Origin of the sequence: Luteitalea sp. (assembly GCF_022842525.1) — a bacterium.
Taxonomy (GTDB): Bacteria; Acidobacteriota; Vicinamibacteria; order Vicinamibacterales; family Vicinamibacteraceae; genus Luteitalea.
This window is the reverse complement of record NZ_JALHPM010000001.1, coordinates 1-22,203: the sequence shown is the minus strand read 5'-3', so window position 1 is coordinate 22,203 and position 22,203 is coordinate 1. Positions and strand designations below refer to the sequence as shown.

Annotated in this window: 30 protein-coding genes; 15 read left to right on the top strand and 15 right to left on the bottom strand. The window is 67.5% G+C overall.

Features of this window, described 5'->3' with window-relative positions; translation table 11 throughout:
• Positions 1-198: 198 nt before the first annotated feature.
• Entirely contained in the window at positions 199-1,245 is a 1,047-nt protein-coding gene (locus Q0C41_RS00150; RefSeq protein ID WP_291980404.1) for a tyrosine-type recombinase/integrase, read from the bottom strand.
• Between the two features lie 15 nt (positions 1,246-1,260).
• Complete coding sequence (locus Q0C41_RS00145; protein WP_291980403.1) at positions 1,261-1,494, bottom strand: helix-turn-helix domain-containing protein; 234 nt, start codon at positions 1,492-1,494, stop codon at positions 1,261-1,263.
• 473 nt (positions 1,495-1,967) lie between these two features.
• On the opposite strand from Q0C41_RS00145, the gene Q0C41_RS00140 reads away from it, so the two are divergent.
• From Q0C41_RS00140 to Q0C41_RS00125, 4 genes are all read left to right on the top strand, one after another.
• Positions 1,968-2,687 (top strand): HEAT repeat domain-containing protein, encoded by a 720-nt coding sequence (locus Q0C41_RS00140; protein WP_291980402.1) that lies wholly within the window; start codon positions 1,968-1,970, stop codon positions 2,685-2,687.
• Between the two features lie 529 nt (positions 2,688-3,216).
• On the top strand, positions 3,217-3,507 hold the full coding sequence (locus Q0C41_RS00135; RefSeq protein WP_291980401.1) for a type II toxin-antitoxin system RelE/ParE family toxin: 291 nt from the start codon (positions 3,217-3,219) through the stop codon (positions 3,505-3,507).
• 10 nt (positions 3,508-3,517) lie between these two features.
• Positions 3,518-3,817: a HigA family addiction module antitoxin gene (locus tag Q0C41_RS00130; protein WP_291980400.1), complete on the top strand. Its 300-nt coding sequence runs from the start codon at positions 3,518-3,520 to the stop codon at positions 3,815-3,817.
• A gap of 80 nt (positions 3,818-3,897) precedes the next feature.
• Positions 3,898-4,392 carry a hypothetical protein gene (locus Q0C41_RS00125; protein ID WP_291980399.1) on the top strand — a complete coding sequence of 165 codons (495 nt, stop codon included), beginning with the start codon at positions 3,898-3,900 and terminating at the stop codon, positions 4,390-4,392.
• Between the two features lie 202 nt (positions 4,393-4,594).
• Here Q0C41_RS00125 and Q0C41_RS00120 read toward each other — a convergent pair whose 3' ends face one another.
• Positions 4,595-5,275 carry a helix-turn-helix transcriptional regulator gene (locus Q0C41_RS00120; RefSeq protein WP_291980398.1) on the bottom strand — a complete coding sequence of 227 codons (681 nt, stop codon included), beginning with the start codon at positions 5,273-5,275 and terminating at the stop codon, positions 4,595-4,597.
• Between the two features lie 167 nt (positions 5,276-5,442).
• Here Q0C41_RS00120 and Q0C41_RS00115 point away from each other — a divergent pair, with 167 nt between their 5' ends.
• The 3 genes from Q0C41_RS00115 to Q0C41_RS00105 all read left to right on the top strand — a co-directional run bounded on the left by Q0C41_RS00115 (position 5,443) and on the right by Q0C41_RS00105 (position 7,385).
• Positions 5,443-5,898: a hypothetical protein gene (locus tag Q0C41_RS00115; RefSeq protein ID WP_291980397.1), complete on the top strand. Its 456-nt coding sequence runs from the start codon at positions 5,443-5,445 to the stop codon at positions 5,896-5,898.
• Between the two features lie 97 nt (positions 5,899-5,995).
• Positions 5,996-6,694 carry a HEAT repeat domain-containing protein gene (locus Q0C41_RS00110; RefSeq protein WP_291980396.1) on the top strand — a complete coding sequence of 233 codons (699 nt, stop codon included), beginning with the start codon at positions 5,996-5,998 and terminating at the stop codon, positions 6,692-6,694.
• Between the two features lie 460 nt (positions 6,695-7,154).
• Positions 7,155-7,385 carry a hypothetical protein gene (locus Q0C41_RS00105; protein ID WP_291980395.1) on the top strand — a complete coding sequence of 77 codons (231 nt, stop codon included), beginning with the start codon at positions 7,155-7,157 and terminating at the stop codon, positions 7,383-7,385.
• Between the two features lie 119 nt (positions 7,386-7,504).
• Here the strand turns inward: Q0C41_RS00105 and Q0C41_RS00100 are convergent, their stop codons facing one another.
• From Q0C41_RS00100 to Q0C41_RS00090, 3 genes are all read right to left on the bottom strand, one after another.
• Entirely contained in the window at positions 7,505-8,329 is an 825-nt protein-coding gene (locus tag Q0C41_RS00100) for a hypothetical protein (RefSeq protein ID WP_291980394.1), read from the bottom strand.
• A 600-nt stretch (positions 8,330-8,929) separates the two neighbouring features.
• Positions 8,930-9,346 carry a DUF1801 domain-containing protein gene (locus tag Q0C41_RS00095; protein WP_291980393.1) on the bottom strand — a complete coding sequence of 139 codons (417 nt, stop codon included), beginning with the start codon at positions 9,344-9,346 and terminating at the stop codon, positions 8,930-8,932.
• Positions 9,347-9,374: 28 nt separating this feature from the next.
• On the bottom strand, positions 9,375-9,863 hold the full coding sequence (locus Q0C41_RS00090) for a dihydrofolate reductase family protein (protein ID WP_291980392.1): 489 nt from the start codon (positions 9,861-9,863) through the stop codon (positions 9,375-9,377).
• 107 nt (positions 9,864-9,970) lie between these two features.
• Here Q0C41_RS00090 and Q0C41_RS00085 point away from each other — a divergent pair, with 107 nt between their 5' ends.
• Both Q0C41_RS00085 and Q0C41_RS00080 read left to right on the top strand, forming a co-directional pair.
• Positions 9,971-10,396 carry a DUF4019 domain-containing protein gene (locus Q0C41_RS00085; RefSeq protein WP_291980391.1) on the top strand — a complete coding sequence of 142 codons (426 nt, stop codon included), beginning with the start codon at positions 9,971-9,973 and terminating at the stop codon, positions 10,394-10,396.
• A gap of 6 nt (positions 10,397-10,402) precedes the next feature.
• Positions 10,403-10,591: a hypothetical protein gene (locus Q0C41_RS00080; RefSeq protein ID WP_291980390.1), complete on the top strand. Its 189-nt coding sequence runs from the start codon at positions 10,403-10,405 to the stop codon at positions 10,589-10,591.
• 35 nt (positions 10,592-10,626) lie between these two features.
• Here Q0C41_RS00080 and Q0C41_RS00075 read toward each other — a convergent pair whose 3' ends face one another.
• Genes Q0C41_RS00075 through Q0C41_RS00065 form a run of 3 tightly spaced genes read right to left on the bottom strand, consistent with a single transcriptional unit; the run spans position 10,627 to position 13,041 of the window.
• Positions 10,627-11,418 carry a hypothetical protein gene (locus Q0C41_RS00075; RefSeq protein ID WP_291980388.1) on the bottom strand — a complete coding sequence of 264 codons (792 nt, stop codon included), beginning with the start codon at positions 11,416-11,418 and terminating at the stop codon, positions 10,627-10,629.
• Positions 11,405-12,511 carry a hypothetical protein gene (locus Q0C41_RS00070; protein WP_291980386.1) on the bottom strand — a complete coding sequence of 369 codons (1,107 nt, stop codon included), beginning with the start codon at positions 12,509-12,511 and terminating at the stop codon, positions 11,405-11,407. Before Q0C41_RS00070 ends, Q0C41_RS00075 begins: the two co-directional genes overlap by 14 nt.
• Before the next feature lie 35 nt (positions 12,512-12,546).
• A complete protein-coding gene (locus tag Q0C41_RS00065) occupies positions 12,547-13,041 on the bottom strand; it encodes a hypothetical protein (protein WP_291980385.1) in 495 nt (164 codons plus the stop codon).
• A 143-nt stretch (positions 13,042-13,184) separates the two neighbouring features.
• Here Q0C41_RS00065 and Q0C41_RS00060 point away from each other — a divergent pair, with 143 nt between their 5' ends.
• Together Q0C41_RS00060 and Q0C41_RS00055 are read left to right on the top strand one after the other, a co-directional pair.
• Positions 13,185-13,826, top strand: coding sequence for a plasmid pRiA4b ORF-3 family protein (locus Q0C41_RS00060; protein ID WP_291980383.1), 642 nt, complete (start codon positions 13,185-13,187; stop codon positions 13,824-13,826).
• Positions 13,827-13,884: 58 nt separating this feature from the next.
• Entirely contained in the window at positions 13,885-14,121 is a 237-nt protein-coding gene (locus Q0C41_RS00055) for a hypothetical protein (protein WP_291980382.1), read from the top strand.
• 15 nt (positions 14,122-14,136) lie between these two features.
• On the opposite strand, the gene Q0C41_RS00050 is transcribed toward Q0C41_RS00055, so the two are convergent.
• Both Q0C41_RS00050 and Q0C41_RS00045 read right to left on the bottom strand, forming a co-directional pair.
• Positions 14,137-14,931, bottom strand: a complete 795-nt coding sequence (locus Q0C41_RS00050) for a penicillin-binding transpeptidase domain-containing protein (protein WP_291980379.1) — start codon at positions 14,929-14,931, stop codon at positions 14,137-14,139.
• Between the two features lie 52 nt (positions 14,932-14,983).
• Positions 14,984-15,268: a hypothetical protein gene (locus Q0C41_RS00045; RefSeq protein WP_291980377.1), complete on the bottom strand. Its 285-nt coding sequence runs from the start codon at positions 15,266-15,268 to the stop codon at positions 14,984-14,986.
• A 135-nt stretch (positions 15,269-15,403) separates the two neighbouring features.
• Between Q0C41_RS00045 and Q0C41_RS00040 the strand changes: the two genes are divergently transcribed.
• The 3 genes from Q0C41_RS00040 to Q0C41_RS00030 are packed head-to-tail and all read left to right on the top strand — an operon-like array spanning position 15,404 to position 16,550.
• Positions 15,404-15,598: a hypothetical protein gene (locus Q0C41_RS00040; RefSeq protein ID WP_291980375.1), complete on the top strand. Its 195-nt coding sequence runs from the start codon at positions 15,404-15,406 to the stop codon at positions 15,596-15,598.
• Positions 15,599-15,609: 11 nt separating this feature from the next.
• The gene (locus Q0C41_RS00035) at positions 15,610-15,972 is read left to right on the top strand and encodes a hypothetical protein (protein WP_291980374.1); all 363 of its coding nucleotides are present in this window, start codon (positions 15,610-15,612) and stop codon (positions 15,970-15,972) included.
• Positions 15,972-16,550 carry a hypothetical protein gene (locus tag Q0C41_RS00030; protein WP_291980372.1) on the top strand — a complete coding sequence of 193 codons (579 nt, stop codon included), beginning with the start codon at positions 15,972-15,974 and terminating at the stop codon, positions 16,548-16,550. The genes Q0C41_RS00035 and Q0C41_RS00030 overlap by 1 nt, the downstream gene beginning before the upstream one ends.
• Positions 16,551-16,664: 114 nt before the next feature.
• Here Q0C41_RS00030 and Q0C41_RS00025 read toward each other — a convergent pair whose 3' ends face one another.
• The 4 genes from Q0C41_RS00025 to Q0C41_RS00010 all read right to left on the bottom strand — a co-directional run bounded on the left by Q0C41_RS00025 (position 16,665) and on the right by Q0C41_RS00010 (position 20,873).
• Positions 16,665-17,603: an HNH endonuclease gene (locus Q0C41_RS00025; protein ID WP_291980370.1), complete on the bottom strand. Its 939-nt coding sequence runs from the start codon at positions 17,601-17,603 to the stop codon at positions 16,665-16,667.
• Positions 17,604-17,753: 150 nt separating this feature from the next.
• Positions 17,754-19,241 carry an SLC13 family permease gene (locus Q0C41_RS00020; protein ID WP_291980368.1) on the bottom strand — a complete coding sequence of 496 codons (1,488 nt, stop codon included), beginning with the start codon at positions 19,239-19,241 and terminating at the stop codon, positions 17,754-17,756.
• Positions 19,238-20,155 (bottom strand): dihydrodipicolinate synthase family protein, encoded by a 918-nt coding sequence (locus tag Q0C41_RS00015; protein WP_291980367.1) that lies wholly within the window; start codon positions 20,153-20,155, stop codon positions 19,238-19,240. The genes Q0C41_RS00020 and Q0C41_RS00015 overlap by 4 nt, the downstream gene beginning before the upstream one ends.
• 7 nt (positions 20,156-20,162) lie before the next feature.
• Positions 20,163-20,873: a GntR family transcriptional regulator gene (locus Q0C41_RS00010; protein ID WP_291980365.1), complete on the bottom strand. Its 711-nt coding sequence runs from the start codon at positions 20,871-20,873 to the stop codon at positions 20,163-20,165.
• A gap of 148 nt (positions 20,874-21,021) precedes the next feature.
• Here Q0C41_RS00010 and Q0C41_RS00005 point away from each other — a divergent pair.
• On the top strand, positions 21,022-22,203 hold a 1,182-nt coding region (locus Q0C41_RS00005), incomplete at its 3' end, for a carboxypeptidase-like regulatory domain-containing protein (protein ID WP_291980364.1).

Genomic DNA, 22,203 nt, shown 5'->3' with positions numbered 1-22,203 from the left:
CTGGGAGGGCCGGCTCGCCGAGCCGGCCGACTGCCTCGCCCCCGCGCCAAATCCCAACCCACGCTCCAGCTTCGCCGCCGCGACCTGCAGGTTCGCCAGCGTCTGGTTGTCGTACCGCTCCGTCGTCGTGGTCGACGCATGCCCCAGCAGGTCGCGCACTTGCGCCAGCGGCACCCCGCGCTCGACCAGGCGAGACGCCTACTCGTGCCGCAGGTCGTGCCACCGCAGGTTGATGCGCCGGAACGTCTCCTGCGACTCGTCGGACAGGCCCTGGTAGTTCAGCCGTGGATTCCACGTCGGCGTGTGGCCATGCGCCTTCAGCACGATGGACTGCCACATCCGGTGGAAGAGGCGATAGGGCTCGCCGACCTCGTTGCTGAACACGCGCGTCTCGAGCGGCTTCGGGTTGCCCTCCACATCCCGCCGCAACCACGCGAACACCTCGCGTAGCCGCGTCGTCGCGATCGGCACCAGCCGCGTCTTGCGGCTCTTCGTCGTCTCACCACGCAGCGTGATCAACCCACGTTCGAGGTCGATGTCGGCGAAGCGCAGCGCCAGCATCTCGCCGGAGCGCATGCCCGTGTCGATGGCGGCGACGATCAGGGCCTGGATGTGCGTCGGCGCCTGCGCCAGCAGCGCGGCCTCTTCCGGCTCGTCGATGCGGCGCCGGCGTACGTTGTCTTCCTGGAACTTCTTGATCAGCGTCTCGGAGCCACGCTTGAACGGCGTCGTCGTGATGTACTCACGCCCGATGGCCCAGTTCAGCATGTGGCGCAGCAGGTCGACGATGCGGTTCACCGCGCTGGGGGAGAGCACGCGCACGCCACGTCGGTGGACGGCGCGCGGCTTCCGCAGGTCGGCGATGAAGTCCTGCACGTCGGCGGTGCGGATGTCGCCCAGGGCGCGGTCGCCGAATCGATCCACGAACGGCTTCACCGACCAGGTGTAGTTCTTGCCCATCGCCAGGCGCTTGGGGATCACGTGCTGCTCCCGGTAGATCTCCGCGAGCTCGCGGAACGTCATGGGTCCGGCCTTCGGCGCCGCGAGGCCGCGCGTGTCAAACGTGCCGGCGCGCATCGCCATGCGCATCTCGTCCAGCACCGCACCGGCCTCGGCCTTCGACCGGATCTCGCGATTGGCCCACTTGGTCAGGCTCACGCGCACGCCGCGGAAGCTGCCCCACCACGGGTGCTCGCAGCGGTCGCGGTTGCGGCCCTTGTGCTCGCACAGCTTGTACAGACCCATGACGTTCCCCTTGGCCTACCGACCCACCGACGCGCCCATCGTCGACGCAGTCGCGCTGCTCCCGCCGCCAGGCAGGTGCCGCGTGTTGCGCTCGTACCACTCGTCGAGCCACACCGGGCGCACGCGGATGCAGCGCCGCCCGCCGATGCGGACGTGCCGCAGCTCGTTGCGCTCGCACGCGGTGTAGATCGTGTCCTTGCAAACTCCAGCGTACTCCGCCGCCTCTCCGACGTTCATCCATGCGCGCATGTGACAGCTCCTTGAACGGATACGGTTGAGGTGTCGACGCGCGGACGCGCATCGACCGATGCCGTACCGACGCAGCCCGAAGGGTGCACCGGTGGAGGCGGCTCGACTCGCGCGGAGGGCTGCCTGAGGCGCTCGCGCGTGGAGCGATGGGCCGGGGCGCCGAGCGGCTGCTGCGACTCGGCGGTTCCGGCGGCCGGGAGAGATCCGGCTCGTATGTTCTATAGAACTCGCTGCCGCGTCGATTTCTTTCCGGGTGCCCGCTGGCGTACGAGGCCGAGCGCGGGTCGTGTCAGTTCGCGTCGGTCGCTGGGTTGGACTCAATTCGCGATCGGACGAACTGCCGTTAAGGTGATTGACCGGCTGTGCTACATCGGTGGCCCCGAAGGTACTCTTCTCGGACTCGCCCAAGAACTCGGTCAGTCGCACGACGGAGCGTCGTAGCCCAGTAGCCTTTCCTTCAACGAGGGCACGCCATGCAGCTCGTCCCTGGCCTCATTGCTGCGGCCCTGACGGTTGTCGCAGTTGTCCCCGCGCAAGTCGGCGCGCAGCGGCAGTCGTCCGTCGATTCCCTCCTGGCGGAGTTTCATCGCCCCCAGTACTTCTGGCAGCAGCTCGAGGTTGCCAAACGTCTGGTCTCCGCGGGAGACCGACGCGCAATCGAGCTGGTGGAGCCCCTTGTGACCCATGAGGATCGACATCTGCGAGGCAATGCCGCGTACGTCCTCGCGGGATCGGGCGAAGCCCGAGGCTTTGACGTCCTGGCCGCGATCCTGAGCGATCGCTCTGAACGCCCGATCGGTCAAGGCATTCCAGGCGGCAGTATGACCGTGGGTCGCCAGATCACAGCCGACCGGTACTACGCGGTACACCTGCTTGGCGAACTGGGGAGCGGCCGGGCGGTGGACGTCCTGGTGCCGTTGCTGGCGGACGCGGAGGTCAACTACAAGGTGGCATGGGCGCTCGGGAAGATCGGTGACCCCCGAGCAATTCGCCCCCTGATCTCGGCCCTGGACGACTCAGATGCGCTTGTTCGCGTTGGGGCCATCCAAGCGCTCGCGGAACTCCGGGCAGCCGAGGCGTTGCCAAAGCTGCAAGAACTGCTCAACGACAACGAGATGCCGAGGGCGGGTGCCCGCGTTCCCGTCGCACATACCGCACGGGCGTCGATCGCGAGGCTACAGGCCGCGCGTTGAGGTGCGCGGACTGACACGCAGCAAAGTCGGGTCCGTGTTCGGTCCGTCTGAAGCCGGCGATGAGTCCCTGCGATTGGTGGGAGGAGTACCACCAACTGCGCTCGTGGGCCGACCGAGGACACCGCCGAGACAACGCCAACTGACCACTCATCAGGAGCACGATGCGCGGTCTCGCAGGCTGGCACTCGCCATCGCTCTCAAGCTCAAGACTGATCCGGGGCTTGTCGCCGTTGCTGCAGACCGTGTCGCGAGGCGCGCCAAGGAGGCGAGTGCCGGCGAGCGTCAGGAGCTGGCGGAGTGGGCGAGACTCCTCGCCACGCTGTCGCCCGCGCAGCTCCGGAAGTTTCTGGTCGAAGACAGCCAGCGGGCCACTCGCCTTCGGCAATCACTCCCGGCGCTCCAACTCCTGTCTGCGACGGAGCGCGAGGCCGTGCTGCACAGTGAGAGCGACGCAGATGTGCTCGCGGCGATCGGTCGCCGCCCATGACGCGGGAGCGGTAGCACGATAACCGTGCTACAGTGCTACGCGGTGATTCGGACGCTGGCCGACGACGCGACACGGGACATCTGGAACGGCGTCAACTCGAAGGCCGCCCGCCGTATCCCGAAGGATCTGTGGCCGATCGTTCGCCGCAAGCTGGATCAGATCGACGCGGTGACGAGGGTCGATGACTTGCGGGTGCCGCCCGGAAACCGATTGCACGCGCTCACCGGCGACCTGGCAGGCCAGCACGCCGTGCGCGTCAACGACCAGTATCGACTCGTGTTCCGGTTCGAAGGCTCCGACGCGTTCGACGTGCGCTGCACCGATTACCACTGAGGACATCGACATGCTCCCGACCCATCGTCCGCCGACGCACCCCGGTGAGATGCTCCTGAAGGAATTCCTTGAGCCGCTGGGCGTTTCGCAGGTCGAGGCCGCCCGGCGGATGAGCATTCCGTTCCAGCGCCTCAACGCCATCGTCCGGGGACGTCGAGGCGTCAGCGCGGACACGGCGCTGCTGTTCGAGGCGCTGACGCAGTGGGACGCCGAGATCTGGTTGACGCTCCAGGCCAAGTGGGACCTCTGGCACGCGTTGAAGGCCCGCGGGGCTCGGCCCAGAGTGCGCCCACTGGCACAGAGCGCGTGACCGTGAGACATCGATGGCCCAGCGCCTGACGCGACGCGACGGCGGGTGGCGCCCATGCCGAAGGGTTGGGCTCACGCTGCATGCCTTTTGAAGCCTTGGGCAAGGACGCGCTCGGCCGCGATCTCTTCTTCTGTGGCATCGCGTCACCGGCAGACGTCGGCGTTGCGAAGTGGCCGCCGCCGCACTTCGTCGTTCTGCTGGTGTGGCATGCCGATGGCGTGTCCACCGAAGTGGTGTCAGGGCTCGTGGAGGAACTCTTCAACCGTGGCGCTTCGTACCTCTGCACCTGGGGCAGGGACTGCGAACGCGTGCATGACGTGGCTGAAGAGACCGACGCGTTCCCGTCCGAGTTGGCCTCCCCTGAGGACGCCGTTCGGCTGACGACGTGGCACACAGACGATTCTTTGGAGGAGGTCGTCGACTTCCTGCTGCGGTCGACGGTGCCGAACGCGTACTACGCGCCGACGACGACAACGTCGCTAGTTCTCTGCATCGGCGACGATGCGCTGGCGCACGCGACGCGGCAGGCGCTCATCGGCTCGCGGGACCGGCTTGATGTGTCAGGGACGACATGATGCGCGACTTCGTCGAGCACCTCGGAGAATGGACGACGGCACTGCCTCGAAGATGTCGAGGTCGGACGTCGTTCGGTGCAGGCCGTACCCCATCGCGACCGAAAACCCGCCAACGCAGTGCAGCTCAATCGGCTCCGTCTGAGGGCTCACCGCCAGCGCGTCGTCCACGTCTCTCAGGAACTCACCCCAGGGCGACGGGATGCTAGGCGCCATAGACCAGACTCTCCGGACGAAGGTCGCTCAGGATGTTCCAGTGCGCGGCGTCGGGTGGGCGATTGGCGCGCAGCCAGCGGCGCTCCGCGTCGGTGAGGGAGCTCCTCCCGAAGACGTCCTCCCGGACCAGGCGACTCCGCTCGAGCAGGGCCTCTCTCGCCTCGAGGACCAGCGCCACGTCGAGCCCCTGCAGGTGGGCGACGTTCCGGGCGAGGCTCACGACGTACCCGAGACGATTCTGCAAGTCCCGCTGCTTGACCTGAGGCAAGAGCCAGTCCCAGTCGAGGTCCGGGAACGTCAGCAACAGCCAGGGCAGGGCCTCGGCCGTGCGCGGGTCCAGTGCCTCGGCTGCGAGTGCGTCGAGCAGCAGGGTGCCCGGATTCCTCCGGGGCCGACCCTTTCGGAGGTGAGAGAACCCCGGGTAGCCAAGGTCCGCAAGTTCGGCAGCGAGCGCGTCGGCGTCGACGGTCGATCTTCCTGCGGTGGTGGGCAAGCTCGTGGCCGGAAGCTGCAGGACGCGCGCGAGGCGGCGGCGCAACGCGTCCGCCGGCTTCCGCCGGCCGCTCTCGAGCAGTGCGACGTAGCCTTGAGACACGCCAAGGCGCGCCGCCAGCGTCGCTTGGGTCCAACCGCGCTCGTCGCGCGCCTCCTTGAGCATCTCGTGGTCCACGGCAGGTCGCTCCGCTGGCTATTACAGCACAGGTAATAATCTCAATAGCCTGCAGCCTATTCTCCGGTGCGCGTTCTATAGCCTGTGGCCTATGAGAAGCCTGTGCACCTGGCCACAGCGCGTGGTAGGTTTCCGAGCCAGTGGCCCAGCCGTCTACTGCCCAGATCGTGGCCGAGAAGGCTCTCGGGTTGGAGTGCGGTCAGGCCTGCGTGGACTGGGCGATGGGCTTGCTCGAGGCGGGTTGCGAGAGTTGTGAGGTAGCGATCCTTGCGGGCATGGCTCCTCCTTACAACCACTTCGAGGTGGCAGCCAGGCGCGACCACGCGCTTGTCGACCTTGGGCTCGCTGCAGTCCCGAAGGACGAAGCGGTCCGGCTCTTTGTTGCCGAGATGTTCCGTCGGGCTGGCGATGACGAGGCGGAGCAGCGGCGGGTGCTACGGGCGGTGAGTGAGATGTGCGTCGCGGACGGCTATCGAGCGGACCTCTACGACTTCCACTTGATTGATTGCGCGTTCGACGATCTCGCCGAGGGGAGCTACCCGGGTCACTGGCCCGGCGCGACGCCACACACCATCTCAGGCATCCTCGGGGTCCACATCGCCCGGTTTCTCGATGGCATCTGAGGCGCCGGTCAGCCGACCGGGTGCGAGCGTGCCGTCTGGATCCCTTCGGAGAGCCACCGGTTCATCGCTGACCGTCGCGAGCATCGTCGCAGCCACGGTGGCGACCGCCATGATGGCCGTCACGGTCGCCTGCGCCCCGGAATCGGCACCGGCCGACCGCCTGCTGGACGAGTTCGAGAAAACCTCCGTGTCGTGGCGGCAACTCGATATCGCGAGGCAGATCGTGCGCACTGGCGACCAGCGCGCCGTGCAACGGCTGGAGTCCTGGCTCGACCACGAGGACCGACACCTTCGCGGCAACGCCGCATTCGTGCTCGCCGCGCTCGGCGATGACCGCGGCTTCCAGACCATCGTCGCGATGGTGACCGACCGCTCGGCACGACCAGAGGGTCAGGGCATCCCGAACGCGGGGTTCAGCGTCGCTCGCCAGATCAGGACCGACCGCTACTACGCCGTCCATCTGCTCGGCGAACTCAAGGACCCGAGAGCTGTCGACCTGCTGCTTCCCCTGCTGAACGACACCGACGTCAACGACAAGGTCGCGTGGACGCTGGCCGAGATCGGTGACGAGCGCGCGCGCGCCCCGCTCATTGCGGCGCTCGACGATCGCGATGCGCATGCCCGGGTCTCGGCCATCCAGGCGCTGGTCAAGCTGAACGCCGTCGAAGCACTGCCGAAGCTGCATGAGCTCTTGAGCGACGACGAGCTGCCGAGCGCCGGAGACAGGGTGCCGGTCGCCGAGACGGCGCGTGCGGCAATTGCGGAGATTGAGAAGAGCCGACGAGCACGGAACTAGCGCGCGGGCTTGGGCCTGTGGCAGTGTGAGGCCGAACTTTCCTGCCGTCGCCGTCTCAGTGCCTGGAGCAATCATGGGGCCACTGCAACTACTGAGCTCGGGCGTTGTCGTCGTGGCGCTACTCGTCGGGCAGCCGCCAGTGTTAGACGACGCCGACATACAGATCTATCGCGCGACGTTCGAGGCGGTCGTCAGGCCAGAGGCCGAGCGTCTCGCCCCCAAAGCACCTTCCCAACGACCACCGCTGGTCGTGTACGAGCGAACCATCCCGTTCTGCGCCAGGTCGCGTCCGGGACCACCATCGCTCGACTGCGTCAGCTCGGAACTCGAGGCGTTCGAGGCGAAGCAACGCGGCCAGACTTCCTTGCCATTTGAGAGGGTCATCAGGGAGACAACCCGAGCCGCACTCGCGACGGCCTTCCGCCAGCGGAATCAACGCGCCCTGTCCCTTCCTGACGGGGTGCTGCACGAGGCCCAGACCGTGCCCGAGCCCAGACCCGAAGTGGTGCGGGAAGCGCGGAACGTCCCGTTCATCAGGTTCAGCCTGCCAGCGCGTTCCGAAGACGGCTTTGCTCTCGTCTTCGCGTCCTACACCTGCGGCAACCTGTGCGCGTATGGATGTCTCATCCTGCTCACCGAGGCTGACGGCGTGTGGCGCGTCGTGGACAAGCACCTCGCGTGGATCAGCTGAAGCACGGCAGAACTTCAGTGCCGTGCCGACCATGTGGCGGCGGGAACACTGTCGAGCCGTCCCGCTGAAGACGTCTGCCGCGGCGCACAGTCGCGACTGTAGACGGCGCCAGCCGCCGGTCACTCGACCGGTAGCGTCACGTCGACAGCAGCGCCGGTCACCGCGACGTTCTTCAGCACCGCAGTCCGCCACCGTCCCGGCACGCCCACCTCGAGGATCTCCAGTGGGCCCGCGTCGAATACCGGGAGCCGCACGCGTCCGTCATCGTCGCGCGTCCACGGCACCCGCACCTGACGGCCACCGCGCGCCTGCAGGCGGGCCCAGCCCGTCTTGGGCGCGGCCTGGCCATTCGCTGAGCTGAGGCGGAGTGACAGCCGTTGCGGTGGGATGGTCACCGTGCGCCGCCCCAGCATCCGCTCCGGAGTGACGATGCGGATAGCCGGCCGGTACGGCGCGATGCTGACGGCGTGTAGCTGCAAGCGCCGGCCCCCCTTCGCCGGAATGTCCCAGAGCGCACGCGCGACCAGGTCGAAGGACACGGAACCGGCTTCAGTCAGGCTCACCGACCGCACCTCGTGCGCCCGATCGTCGGTCAGGATCAGCAGGGCTTGCAGCTCCGAGCTGTGTGGGTCGTACACGGCGAGCTGCTGGTCGTTGATGAGGAACCCGACTTTCCGGCTGTTGGGCGACCACACGATGGCCCGGCACCAGTCCTGGTCAGGCGCGAGCGCCATCACCTCCCGTGCAGGTTCGCCAGGCCGCGCGATGTACAGGTGATCGTCAGGGGGATCGCTATTCAGGTGCTGGCGTACGAACGCGCGGGTCTGCCCGTCGGGTGCGACCGCGGTGGTGTGCGTGCGCGGCAGGAGATCCCTGGCCAGGCGACAGCCCGACGAGAGCACCACGGCAACGCAGACGAGCCACACCGACAGGGGCGCGCGCATGAGGCAGGGGAGTGTGCGCCCATGATGCGCCGCCGACCAGCACGCGCAGTCTCGGCCGCGACGGTAACGGCGGACCCCACGGGAGCGGGACCGCCGGGTCAAGGCCGCATACGCGGCGAGCGGAGCGAGCGACGCCTTGACGCCGCGTCACGCTTCCGCACAATCGCGTCCCGTCGCGGGCCAGGGTGGTGGCCACGGTGCTTGCCCGCTGTTGCAGGACATCCGGCACGGGCAGGCAGGGCGTGAACGACCCCCACGCGCGCAGCGCGGGGCGACGATTGCGTCGGCAGGCGGGGTCGTTCACGCCCTGCTTACGCATCTGTTGCGGAGTTCAGGGCAGGGCAGACGGCATACTGCGCCGTCTGAGCGTCGCCGTCGTGATGGCGGCATCCGCTTGACGGCGGGGGAGTTCCTGCAGGCGCACTCGTGCGGCCGCTCCCATGCTTCGACGTGGCGCGACCGCGGGCGACTGCAATGGCTGAGGACAACCTGTGGTCACGGAGGTTGTCTGCCGGGTCGTCCTCAGCAGTATCGCCCGATGTAGGACGCGACGACTAGGCGGCAGCGTCGACCAGAGGAGAGAGAAGGCGTTGCTGCGTCCTACGGGTATCGCGCGCGCAGCTGCTCGATCGATGCGGCGACGAGACGTCTCAGCACCGCCACGTCGATGTCTGCCAGCCGCTTGATGTGGATGCATCCCTTGCCCGCGCGGTACTTGCCCAGCGTCGCCAGCAGCGCATCGTGCCCCTCGAATCCGGGTTCGATATACAGCGTGAGACGGTCCGCCCTCGGAGCCATGGCCACCAGCATCCACTCCTGTGACGGGCCGCTGGCGTAGGTGCGCTGGTAGGTGCCGCACCCCACGATCCCGGCGCCCCACATCCGCGCCTTCGCCCCTGTCTCGGCCTCCAGAATGCCGACGATGTCGCGGGCGTCCTGTCGTCGCTGGGCATCGGCGACCGTGTCGAGGAAGGCGTCGACACTCACCGAGGTCTGTCGTGTCTTCGGGCTGGCCATGTCATTCGGCTCCAGGACTGTGTCGTGATCAGCGCGCGCGCCTGTAATGCATCGCCACCGCGCCGTTGCGCATCGGCCGGGCCGAGACCAGTTCGAGCGCCCGGGTGGCGGGCAGGCCCGTCTGGTAGAGGGTCGGCCCGTGGCCTGCGATTCGCGGGTGCACGAGGAATGTGTACGTGGCCTCCTTGAGCGCCTGCACGCTCGTACGCAGGTCGCCGGTCACATGGTGACTGTTGTTCCAGGGGAAGTCCTTGCGTGTCGAGGACACCACGTACTTGGGTTTGGCTTCGAGTGTGACCGCCCACTCGCGCAAGGAAGGCGGGGCCTCTTCGTCGCCTCGGGCGACGACCGGCCAGTAGGCCTCCATCAGCTCGTAGGTGACGCGGCCCCACAGCATCGCCTCTGCCTCGTCCATGAGACCGGTGAAGAAGGCGTTCGTCTCGTCGTCGGCGATCCCCACGCGGTGGTCGACGCAGCCGTCCAGGGTGACGTTGAGACTGAAGGTGAGCAGGCCCATGGCGGCGAGTCTATCCGGCGTGAACCGCAGCCGACCAGCAGGCCGCGCGGGCGGGCGTGTGTCGTCATGGAAAGCGGTCCGCGCACGCCGATGTACACTCCCGTCCCATGCGGCGACGACCCACGCTCCGTCTCTTGCTCGTGTGCCTCCTGGCGCTGGTGATGAGTCCTCGTAGCGTGCTCGCACAGGACACGACGGCCGCCGAGACCGCCGCCACGGCGTGGCTGGCGCAGGTCGACGCCGGCAAGTACGCCGACTCATGGACCAGCGCGGCCTCCGCGTTCAAGCAGGCCGTGACCCAGGAGAAGTGGCAGGACGCGGTGAAGCGCGTGCGCGACCAGGTCGGTGCGCTCAAGTCGCGCACGAAGTCGAGCGCGGCGCCCATGACGAACCCGCCAGGCGCACCGGCTGGCGAGTACGTGATCATCCAGTACAGCGCCACGTTCGAACAGCGCGCGACGGCCACTGAGACGGTGACGGCCGTCCGCGACGCCGACGGCACCTGGCGCATCGTCGGCTACTTCGTGCAGTAGGGCCGCGTGGCGCACTTCTCACGCAAACGGTTCGGATGGGGACCCCCGAAGACCTGGCAGGGCTGGGTCTTCCTGGGCATCTGGAGCCTGGCGTTCACGGCGGTGGCGAGCCAGCCCCCGTCTGTGCTGGGCGGCTTGCTGTCGATCGGCTTGCTGGCGTTCTTCCTTTATGTCGTGTCGCGCGACAACGACTGAGTAGGAGGCCGACGTGTCTTTGAGTCGGAGCCTCCTCACTCGGGGAGATCGAGACCGAGCCTGTACCACCTGAAGCACTCGAAGATTTCCGCTCGTTCCTGTTCATCGACGTCGTACCTGCCGCGTTCGCGGGCGACGGTACCCACGGCACCGGCATCCGCGTCTGCAAACCGACCGAGCACCCGACTCACCACGCGAGCAAGCGGAACACTCACGAACCGCCGCCCATCGCCGCCCAGCCAGTAGGCACCGGCGTACTCGAACGGGACACCCGCGCCGGCGTGCTCCGCCAGATATCGCCGCTCATCATCGTGCAGGTAGTAGCGCAGGCAGTGAAAGACGCTCGCGAGGTCCTTTGCCGCTTTTCGGTCGTCGAACGACACGAGCTTGAGCAACACGTACAGTGGAAGTGGCACCACGGGCAGCACCGGTCCGTCATCAACGGCAACCTGCACGGCGTTGGGCACGGCCTGCTCGAAGCCGGCCATGTTGAGTACGAGATCGCGTTGCAGCTCCAGTTGACCACCCGGTGCAATCGACTCGCTGAAGGGCAGAAGGTCTACCAAGCCGCCTGACTGATGTCGAAGCCGGTGCGCGCCGCTTTCCGCAAAGCCGAAGGTCGCAAGCTGCGCCTTGAGCGTCGCGAATTCCGCGAGGTTGGCAACAGCGACGGTCACGTCGGCGTCGTTGGTCATCGCTGCCGGTGGCGCCTCGAGGAGCAGTTCCGGGACCAGGGCGCCGACGATCGCGAAGGGCACGTCGAGTGAGCGGAGCCCGCGTGCGAGATCCGCGACAGCGGGCAGGAGCGCGGGATCAAGCCGCGCCATCGCCCATCACCAAGGGGAGCAGCAACTCCGCGGCCTCGAGGGCCTGACTCGTGCCTCGATACCGCAGCTCGGCGTAGGCCAGCAGATCCGGCGCGACGGGCAGCGCAGCCGTGTCAGTCTCCGGGATCGCCAGGGGGCCTGGTGGTTCGATCACCAGCAGGTTGCCGCCCCGCGCGGAGGGCTGCGCCACGAGCGCCTTCTGTAGGTCGCGGTCGTCGAAGGCGAGGACAGGCGCGTAGATTTCGGTGTCCTCGGCGCGGAAGAACGCCTGGCGCTGATTGGCGGCGTCGGCCCCCGTGAGCGCCCACGGCAGGCCGCGCTCTCGAAGCACGTGGTCCAGCCGCGCCCACAGCTCCGCCTTGTCGGTGGCACGCACCTGAAGCCGTCGCTCCGCGAGCTTCGGACGGAGCACCTCTCCATACGCCTGCACCCAGAGCGCCACGAGTGCGGCACGGTCGGGCATGCGGCGGCCTTCCGCGTCCTCGAGCAGGATTCCCCGCATCGCGAGATCGCGAAGGCACGCCGCGACAGTCCCCAGCGACACCCCTGCCCGTTCGGCGACAGCTCTGTACGGTTGACTGACGAGCGTGGGTTGCACGAGCAGCGCGAGAACAGTCTTCACCCAGCCCTTCTGCGGACGGCCCGGCGCCAATACCGGCGCCTTCGGCGGACGCCGGCCCTCCACGTGCACGAAGAGTCCGGGCGCGCTCAGGTGCACGTTGCCGGCGAGATCGACGTAGTCGATGCCGGCCCTCTCGAGCACCACCGCCTGCTGCGCGCGGACATGCGGCGCCAGCAGGAGTATGAGGTCGCGGGCGTGCGCCCGGCCGAGTTCGGCGCGCCGACGCGTCAGCTGATCCGCAATAACCGCCGCATCCTGGTGTCGGAAGTGGCGCTTCTCGACGAGCAGGTAGCGCTGCGCCCTGCCGCCGACCCGCGCGACCAGTTGCGCCACGAATGGGGTCGGCTGAGCCTCCATCGCAAGCTCGGCCCCTGGGACCCACCGCTTGAAGTGCTCCTCATACGCTCGCAATTGCGCCGCGTGTCCGGTGGACATGTACGGTATTCTAAATCGTTCATTAATAATGAACAAGTCAGATAGTCGAACATTCCGTCTGCCAGTCCGCCTCAGCCACGGAGGCGCTCCCTGACGAGCGCGAGCAACTCACGCTCGGCGAGCGCCCGCTCGCGGGCGCGGCCGTCCCTCAGGGCATCGAGCAACGCAAGGACCTTGTACACGGTCGGATCCTTCTCCGCGACGGCGGTCGCGGTCCGGTGGACGGGGTCGAGGGTGACGCCGCGGACCTTCCCGTTCGGGTGGGGCCAGACCGGCGGCAGGTCGGCGCCAGCCGCGATGTGCGCATTCAAGGGAGGAGCGGCATAGCCCGTCGGCATACCTCGCGTGACCTCGCCCCGCGACGCTGGGAAGACGTACTTCACGGCGTGGACCAGAAACTCCTCCACCGCGTGCAGAAGTGGCCGGCCGGTGTGAGCGTCCAGCAGGCGTGCCCGTTCCAGGCGCTTCAAGGAGAGGTGCGCCTGCGAAGGGCTCAGCGCCACCTCAGAGGCCAGCTCCGCCACCGGAGGTCGCTCCCCTGAGAGACTGATCAGCTTGGCGAGCACGACAACATCTTGCGGAAGAAGTGCCTGAGCCATTCCATATTCTAGAATCCAGAATCTTCGACGCACGCACGCTTTCAATCGCGATGATTTACTCCGCGCACGCGTCGACACGGCGCCGTCCACCGGCGGTAGAGTATTCGCGCATGGCCCGGCTCACCCTCGTCAAGCCGTCTTCGAAACCCGCGGCCCGTCGGCCGCCGTCGTGGGCGCATCAGTTCCTGGCCGTCGTGTCGGAGAGCGCGCCGCTGATCTGGCGCCGCATCCAGGTCTCACACAAGGCGACGTGGTGGGACCTTCACGTGGCCTTGCAGGACGCGTTCGCGTGGGAGGACCGTCACCTGCACGAGTTCGACCTCGGCGCCAGCAAGAGCGGCGAACGTCAGCGGGTAGGTCTGCCGTTCGAAGCTGAGGACACCATCCCCGGGTGGGAACGCGCGCTGACGCCCGACCTCGAGGCCGGCCTGCAGACGTGCATGTACCTCTACGACTTCGGCGACGACTGGCACGTGGCGCTGGTGTACGAGGGTCGCGTGTTTCCCGAGGCGCCGCTCAAATGGTCGCGGTGCGTGGCCGGCGCGTGCGCGGCACCGCTCGAGGACTCTGGCGGCATTCACGGGTACTACGACACGCTCGCTGCCAGGACCGACCGCCGCCACCCGATGCACCAGGACGCCAGGGACTGGGTCCCCAAGGGGTTCGACCCGGCTCACTTCGACCCGCGCGAGGTCGTCGTGAGCGATCCCCGGCGGCGGCTGAAGACGCTGCTCGCGGACGTCGACCACTGACGTCGCGCGCTCGATCGTGCCCGCTGCAGACCTGACGCAGAATGCGACCATATTCTTCATGCGCATCACCGTCGACATTGACGATCCGATCCTCGGGGAGGTCAGGGCACTGCAGGCGAAGGACGGCCGTCCCCTGGGCGCCGTCATGTCGGCGTTGCTGGCCGACGCACTCGCCAGGCGGTGCGCAGTAGGGGAGCGCTCCGACTTCCACTGGATCTCCCGTCCGATGCAGGCGCTGGTCGATCTCGATGACAAGGACGCCCTTCACGCGGCACTCGCCGCCGCGCGGCCGTGATCTGCCGCTGGCAACTCAGTCCAGAATGCCCAGGCTCGCCAACACGCGACGCGTGGTCGGCACCCGCTCGGCGAAGGCACGTCCGTAGTCGTCCGCGCCGATCTGCAGCGCGAAGTAGTAGGTCGCGGCGCCCTTCTCGACGAACCCGACGTACCAGTTCGACGTCTGCTCACCCCGCGGACGGCACGCGCCGGTCTTGGCATACAGGCGCCATCGCGGCGTCTCCTCGACCAGCATGATCTCGCGCGTCAGCGCGGTCGTGCGTTGAGACAGACCCAGGCGGCCGTCGTGCAGGCGCTGCAGGAACTGCACCTGCTCGTCGGCCGAGATGCGCAGCGACCCGTCCACCCAGAACGGCCCGTTCGGGCCGTCGAGTCCGCCGCTCGTGTCCATGTTGCCGTACCCGAGACGACGGACGTCGCGGGCTTCGGCGTCCATGCCGAGCCGCCGGGCCTGCGCGCGGTAGTACCAGAGGGCCGATGCTTTGAAGGCGCCGGTGAGGTCGAAGTCGCGGGCCCACTGCGCCGGTTGGTGCAGCGCCGGATCGTAGGGCAGTGCGCCACCCGTCGCGCTCGGCACGATCCCGGGCTCCAGCAGCATGGCCGTGTGCGGCACCTTGAAGGTCGAGCACGGCGGGAAGCGGCGCGCCGCGCGTGCCGGGTCGTGACGCGTGTACGCGCCGGTCGCGTCGTCCAGCAGCACGAACGTCGCGTCGAGGCCGGTGAAGTGGCCGGACAGGTCCGGCGTCGCCGCACCTTGTGACGGACCGACGAGCACGGACAGCGAAGCGAGCAGGAGGGCAGCGAGCATGCCCCCGCATTATCGACTGCGCCATCGTCGTCATCACGCCACGAAAGAGCCGTCAACGACTCGGGCCGACGAGCGTGTCGACGACGAACCAGAAGAGCACGGTCGCCACGGTCAGCACGACGGTCAAGAAGAACGACTGGACGCGCGTCAGCCGTCCCACGTCCACCAGCTCCGTCGTCCCGAGGTGAAGCACAGCGACGGTCAGCCCAAACAGGGGAAGTGCCAGCATCCGAAGAATCAACATCGGCGCCGCGACGATCGCGACGTACGTGAGGAACCCGAATACGGCTGAACCCAGCATTACGAGCCGGAACGCACGCGTCATGTACGGCTGCACAGGCGTTCTCCCTGAACAGTGGCCCGGTGGCTTGGCTAGCAGTTGCTACTTATGCTCTACTGCCCGCGACCCTCCGGCGACATTCTGATTCAGCGGCGAGCGCTCTGCTTGCCGTGTGGAGAGGCACGGAAGCTGATGCTGCTGACCTACCTGTTCATGTGGGGGCCGTTTCTGCTGTTCTATCTCGCCTTCGCGGTCCCTTGCCTTCTGGCGCTACGGACACGGGCGCTCGACGAGGCCTCGACGGCGCTGTGGGCACTGGTGATCGTCAGCGCTCCAGTGATGGGGCCGCTCGCATTCGTCCTGCTCAGGCCAGGCACGCGACACTGAAACGAGCGGGCATGATCGAATCACCGCTGCTGATGAGGATCGTCGACCAGCTGATCCTTGACCACCCGCTGCGCTATGCATTCCTCGCGCTTGGCTTCCTCCAGGCGTATGTCGTGCCGCAACTGCTGAAGGGGCCGGCATGGCGCCCACCGCACTCGGTTGCGGTAGCCGCCTTCGCCTTCGCCGTCCTGTCCCTCGTCGATCTTGCGCTCGGTCCCCAACCGCCTGCTGCGAAACGCGACCTGATCGCGGGACTGTTCGTGGCTGCGATGCTCATCGGCGGCTGGGCGTGTGTCGGCTTGTTGCGGCAGCTGCGTCGTCTGGGCGCAGCCGTACGCGAGGAGCGGGCGCTGGCGGCGCAACGCGAGGCCTGATGCTGACTCACCATCGCGCGTCGTCGCTCGTGTTCGTCACACTGACGCCGACCCCGCCGACGCTAGCGGCGACGCTGGCGCACGCGATCGACGTGCTCGCCGCGCGTGACGAGCGGCTCGACGTCGTCTGGCACGCCGACGGCAGTTCGGTCGAGCTCGGCCACGCGGACCTCGACCTCCTCGACCAGGTGCTGGATGTCCTGAAGCGCGAATTCAGCGTGACGGCAGCCACAACCCGTCCCCGAGTCGACCTCAGACGTGCACTCATCGATCGCCCCACCGGTCTGGCGTGGGCCGACGTCGAGCCGTGGATGGACGTCGAGATTCAGACCCGTGCCTTCTACGCGCCGCGCCTGCGAGAGGCATGGCCCCGCCTGGAGGAACCTGAGCACGGTGGTCCCGAGGCGCCACAGGTGCTTCTGCGCTGCCGCGCACCGTTGGCCGAGGTGCTCGGACTGCGCCGCGCGGTGCACGACATGACGCACGGAGAAGCGTCGGCGACAGTCTTCCTCTCCGGCTACGCCCCGCGCGATCAAGACGAAGAGCCTGGCGTGCCGGTGAGGTCCAGCCGTCGATAGGGCAGGCCGGAGACTCATCCAGCGACGACTGCGCGCCTTGGGAATCGAGATCGCCAAGCCGTTGACAAGTCGTCGTCGGGCCCGGGCCCAATGGCGGTCCGATGGCTGTGGCGGCTACCCCTCCAGAAGCGAGTGCTTGAAGACGTTGATGCGGTGGTAGTCCAGATAGGCGCTCTGCTCGCGCGAGAAGTCGCCAATCCTGACACCAGCGTCGATGCCCCAGGCATCGAGCAGTTTGTCGCGGACTTCGGGAACGATCACCAGCTCCTGGCTACTTGAGAACGTGATGTAGCCCTGATCGAACAGATGGTCGATATGCGGAGCGAGCAGCAGCCCGTTTGCACCATCGAGTCGCTCGCCATCAGTGGCGTCTCGCCACGGCTTGATGTGGCTGGCCTTCAGGTGCCTCGGCTCGTTCACGCGAGTCACCCGGCACGATTCTTCGCGCAGAAGCACGTTCGAACGAAATACCCCCTGCCCACGCCGCGCTCTGACGAGCTGCTCCCTGAATGTCGGGCCGACGACGCCGGCGACGAGGGTTGCTTCCTCCTCCGGCACCTCGCCGACTTCCCTCAGCACCGCGGTGGTCGAGTACGCATCCCAATAGGACTGCCCGATCAATCCGATCAGCGCGTCTGCCAGCGGACGCGGGAGCTCGGCCAAGTACACGGACTGGAGGCCGTCTCCGTTCTGCTGCAGAGGCGAATACTTCGCGGGCAGGAAGGGCCGGAGCATGGCGGCGTGGTCCTTCGGCCGAATCTGGTTGCCCAGGACGCAGTACTCGACCGGCACAAACCAGCCTTCACGAGCCCAGTACGCGCCCGCGGAGCCGAACTCTGGCTTGGGGCCCGTCTGCGCGGCTCCGGTGACGACACCGATGGCCTTGATGCGTGTGTCGCAGAACGAGAACACGACGTCGCCCGGCGACACCTCTCGCATGTTCTCGTAGAACTGGTTGCGGGCACCGTTCGCGTTCTGCTTCGGTGACCACATGAAGCTCCCGCGAACTTCCGCACGATACGTCTGATTCTGGTTGACCCACCAGTAACGCATGATGTCGTCGACGCGACTATATGCCTTTTCGCACTATCGACATAGATGACGCGAGGGTGGGGCGACGAGGACAGTTCGGCTCTTCACGCACATCCCTTAAGCGTCGTGGAGTAGCCACACGGCGAGGACGCGTGGCTACCGGCCGGCGCCTCAGCGCCCGAGGATCAGGCGCGCCAGCGGATAGCCCACTCCCGCGAGCAGCAGCGTGTGTACCACAAAGAGGAGCGAGCCGTGGCGCACCATCGTGCGCACGCGAAGATATCCGCTACCGGCGACGATGGCATTGGTGGTCGTGCCAGATGGCAAGAGGTAGTCGAGCGATGGACCGATCCCGAGGACCACACCGAGTGCGACCGGATCGGCCACGCCGAGGCTCTGGGACAGCGTGATGCCGAGCGGCAGGAAGATGGCGAGGGTGACCATGTTCGAGATCACGCTCGTCACGAGGATGACGCCCGCGCACATGGCCAGGACGAACCAGGGCTCAGACAGTCCAGTCAGCGACGGTTGAAGGACCGTGCGCACATAGTCCGGAAGGCCCGTGACGTCTGCTCCGACCGCGGTGCCGAGCCCCATTACGCCGCCGATGAAGATCACCAGGCTCCAGTCGACGGCGCCCATCCACTCCGGCCACGTCAGCACGTGTCGCCGCTGCGGGTCGGGCGTCGGCACCAGGCACATCAGCACGGGGATCAACAGCGCCGGCACCGCCATGTGGAGCGACCCCTTGAGTGCCGCAGCCTGACTCGGTTGCAGGACGAACCCGGCGAGATCCGGCAGGAACCAGAGCACGATGGCCAGCAGGAACCAGCCGATGGCCCACCGTTCGGCGGTCGGCATCGCGCCCAGTCGCTGACGCTCGGCCGCAATGAACGCGCGACTCTCGGGGCGGGTGAGGATGTCGGAGGTCGCCGGCACGCTGAAGCCGAACACCAGCAGCGCGCTCGCGAGGAAGAGCACCGTGAGAATGGTGCCGATGACCGTCCACTGAAGGAACGTCACTGTGACGCCCGTGCCAGACGCGATGAGAGCGATCGCCGCGGCGTTGGTGCCGTTGCCGACGGGGGTCGCGACGCCGCCGAAATTCGCCGCCCAGGCCACGCCGAGCGTGTTGGCCTCAACGACCGGATCCGTGTGCTCGACGTGCAGGACGTCGTAGATCTTCACGGCGAGCGACAGCCAGATCACCGCCACGACCGTGTTGGCCATCAACGCGCTCATCACCGTCGCCGACGTCATGAACATCAGCAGGAAGCGGCGGGAGCTGCCGCGCGCCAGCCGCGAGTCGATGAACGCGAGCGCGAACCGGCGGATGACACCGGTGGCCTCGAGCGCCGCCGCCAGACCAAACGACCCGATGACGAACCAGAGGATCCAGCTGCTCGAGTGCGCGAAGGCGTCGGCGACCGACAACGCGCCGATGACCAGGCCGATGCCGAGCATCGCGAGGGTGGTCATCGCCAGGGGCAGCGACGTGCCGACCCACCAGATGACGGCGAGCGCCAGCAGCCCGAGACGGGCCATCCCGGCGTCGGTCACCGGGTGGGGCGCCGGCAATGCCAGCATCACCCCGAGAGCTGACAGCCCGGCAACCACGCCGATCAGGTCGGACCGCGTGGGTGCCTCCCCGTCGCTCACGGACGCCCGGCGGCCCAGCGGAAGGCCAGGAGGTCGAGGGGGGCGCGCAGGGCGCGAACCTCCGCGATGTCGACGGCGTCGAGCGTGCGCGTCGGGTGGCGCGTGCGCGGCGAGGCGATGATGCCGGCATCGAAGAGATTGCGCTTCATCACGGCGACGCCCAGGCCCGGTTGCAGCTCGTAACGAATCAGGGGCAGCAGGCGGCCGAACTCCTCGCGTGCTGCCGCCTCGTCGCCCCGCCCGGCCGCCTCCCACACGCGCACGAATGCGTCGGTCATGTCGCAGCCGGGCATGCAGCCAACGGCACCACGGGCCCGCTCTTCGAGCAGGAAGTTGCCGTTCAGTCCGCCGAACAGAGCCAGACGCCCGTCGGCCACGGCGGCAAGCTTGGAGACCTTGGGCGAGGTGGGCGGCGCCTCCACTTTCACCATCCGTACCTGGGCCAGCTCCCGTCCCATGCGTGCCAGCAGGTCGACGCCGAGCACCACCTGCGTCATCAGCGGTGCGTCCTGCACCATGATCGGGATACCGACGGCGGCGGAGATCGCGGCGAAGTAGATGTAGATGCCGTCGGCGTCAGGCTTCACGTAGAAGGGCGGGTTGATCATCAGGGCCGCCGCACCGCCGCGCTCGGCCTCGACGCTGGCGGCCACGGCCGCGTCGGTGCCGGTGTGGCCGCTGCTGACTACGAGGGGCACGGCCCCGGCCACTTCCTCGGCGATGGCCTCGAGCAGAACGCGTCGCTCATCATCGCGCAGCGTGTAGCCCTCGCTGGCGTTGCCGAACAGGCCGAGGCCGGCGGCACCGCTCTCCAGCAGGAACCGCACGAGGCGACGCTGGCTCTTCAGATCGAGACGGCCATCGTCGTCGAAGGTCGTGTTGACGATGGGGTAGATGCCGCTGAAGTCGGTCATGCGCCGGTCACCTGTCTGAGCTGTCGAGGGCCGGCGCATCCTGGTGCCGGCGCAGGTCGGCCACCAGTGACGTGGCGGCGCGTGTGATGTGCTGCCGCAGCGCGGCCACCAGGGCGTCGGCGTCACCACGCGCGAAGGCGTCGACGATGGCGAGGTGCTCGGTGAGTTCCGAGGCGATGCGCGCCTTCCATTCGTCGTGCGTGGTGTGAATGCGGGCGATCTGGATGTGCGCGTCGAGGCTCTCGTACATCTGTACGAGGCGACGGCTGCCTGAAAGCTGGACGAGCCGCTTATGGAACGCGACATTGGCCGCGGCATGGTGCTCGCGGTCGTCGCCTGCCGCCGGTGGGGTCGAGACCGCGGTGGCCAGGGCTCGCAGCGCCTTCACGTCGTCCGCAGTGATGCGGTCGAGCGCGCGCTCGGCGGCGAGGCACTCGAGTGCCCGGCGGATCTCGAACGCCTCTGCGAGGTCGTCGGGATCGACGGCGGCGACGAAGGTACCGCTGCGGGGCTTGATCTCGATGAGCGCTTCGGCTTCGAGCCGGGTGAGGGCGTCCTTGACCGGGGTCGGACTGACGCCCAGCTCGGCGGCCAGCGCCGGGACGTGCAGGCGCTGGCCTGGGGCGAACGCTCGCGACAGGATCGCGCTGCGTAGGGCGACGTAGACGGCATCGCTCGCACGCTCACGCGATACCGCAGGGAGACGGGTAATGCTCACGCGGCACATTCTATGCTGAAACAGAAATCTTAAATCTGAAATTTTTTACTTTACATCTCAGATCTGCGGTCGCTATGCTCCGCCCCATCGAGATACACGGCGGCAGGCCCTCTTCCGGCTTGTCTTCCCGTGGTCTGGAGGACGGTCCATGTTCTGGCGACAACAACGCTGGCTGCTGGCACTCGCCGCAGGCGCGCTCCTGATGGCTCACCCAGCCCACGGCCAGGGATTGCAGACCGGTGTGACCGGCCTGGTGCGCGACGCCTCCGGGGGAGTCGTGCCGGGGGTGACGATCACCGTAGCCAACCGCGCCACCGGCGTGGTCCGCACCACCGTCACGGGCGACAGCGGCAACTACTCGGTGACCTCGCTTGTCACGGGCAGCTACGACGTCACGGCCGAGCTGAGCGGCTTCAAGACGGCCGTCAGCCAGAACGTGCCGGTGCAGTCCGACGTCACGGTTCGCGTCGACTTCACGCTCGCGCTCGGCGACCTCGGCGAAACGGTGCAGGTCCAGGCCCCCGCCGACACCCGTCTCCTCCGCACCGAGGATGTCTCCCTCGGCGCCGTGCTCACCGAGAACCAGATCCAGGGCCTGCCGGTGAAGAACCGGAACTTCATGGCCCTCGCTCAGCTGGTTCCCGGGGCCACCGAGTCGCTCGACGGCAACCAGAACAGCCTGGGTCGCACCCAGCCGCTCAACCTCTCCGTCCATGGACAGCGGCACTTCGACAACAACATCCGCCTCGATGGCGTCAGCATCATCGCCGGCTTCGCCAACGGTTCCACCTTCATACCGTCGCTGGAGTCGCTCAAGGAAGTGAGCGTGCAAACCGGACAGTACAGCGCCGCCTACGGCATGTACTCCGGCGCGCAGGTCGACATGATCGTCAAGTCGGGCCAGAACACGCCGCACGGCAGCGCGTTCATCTACCACCGCAACGACCAGCTCAACGCTCGCCGCTTCTTCGATCAGGGCCAGCCGCCACCGTTCGGCTTCAACCAGTTCGGCGGCACCATCGGCGGACCGATTCTCCGCAACCGCACGTTCTTCTTCTTCGGCTACGAGGGATCGCGCAGCAATCGCGAGACCACCGGCACCACGACGTCGGCCACCGAGGCCTTCCGTCGCGGCGACTTCTCGGCCCTTGCCACACCCATTCGCGACCCGTACACCGGCCAGCCCTTCCCCGGCAACGTGATCCCGGCCAACCGGCTGTCGCCCCAGGCCCAGGCGCTGCTGGCCTACATCCCGCTGCCGACGCAGGGTGGGCTCGCCAACAACTACATCAGCACGGCGACCACCGACGAGCGCGAGAATCAGTACTTC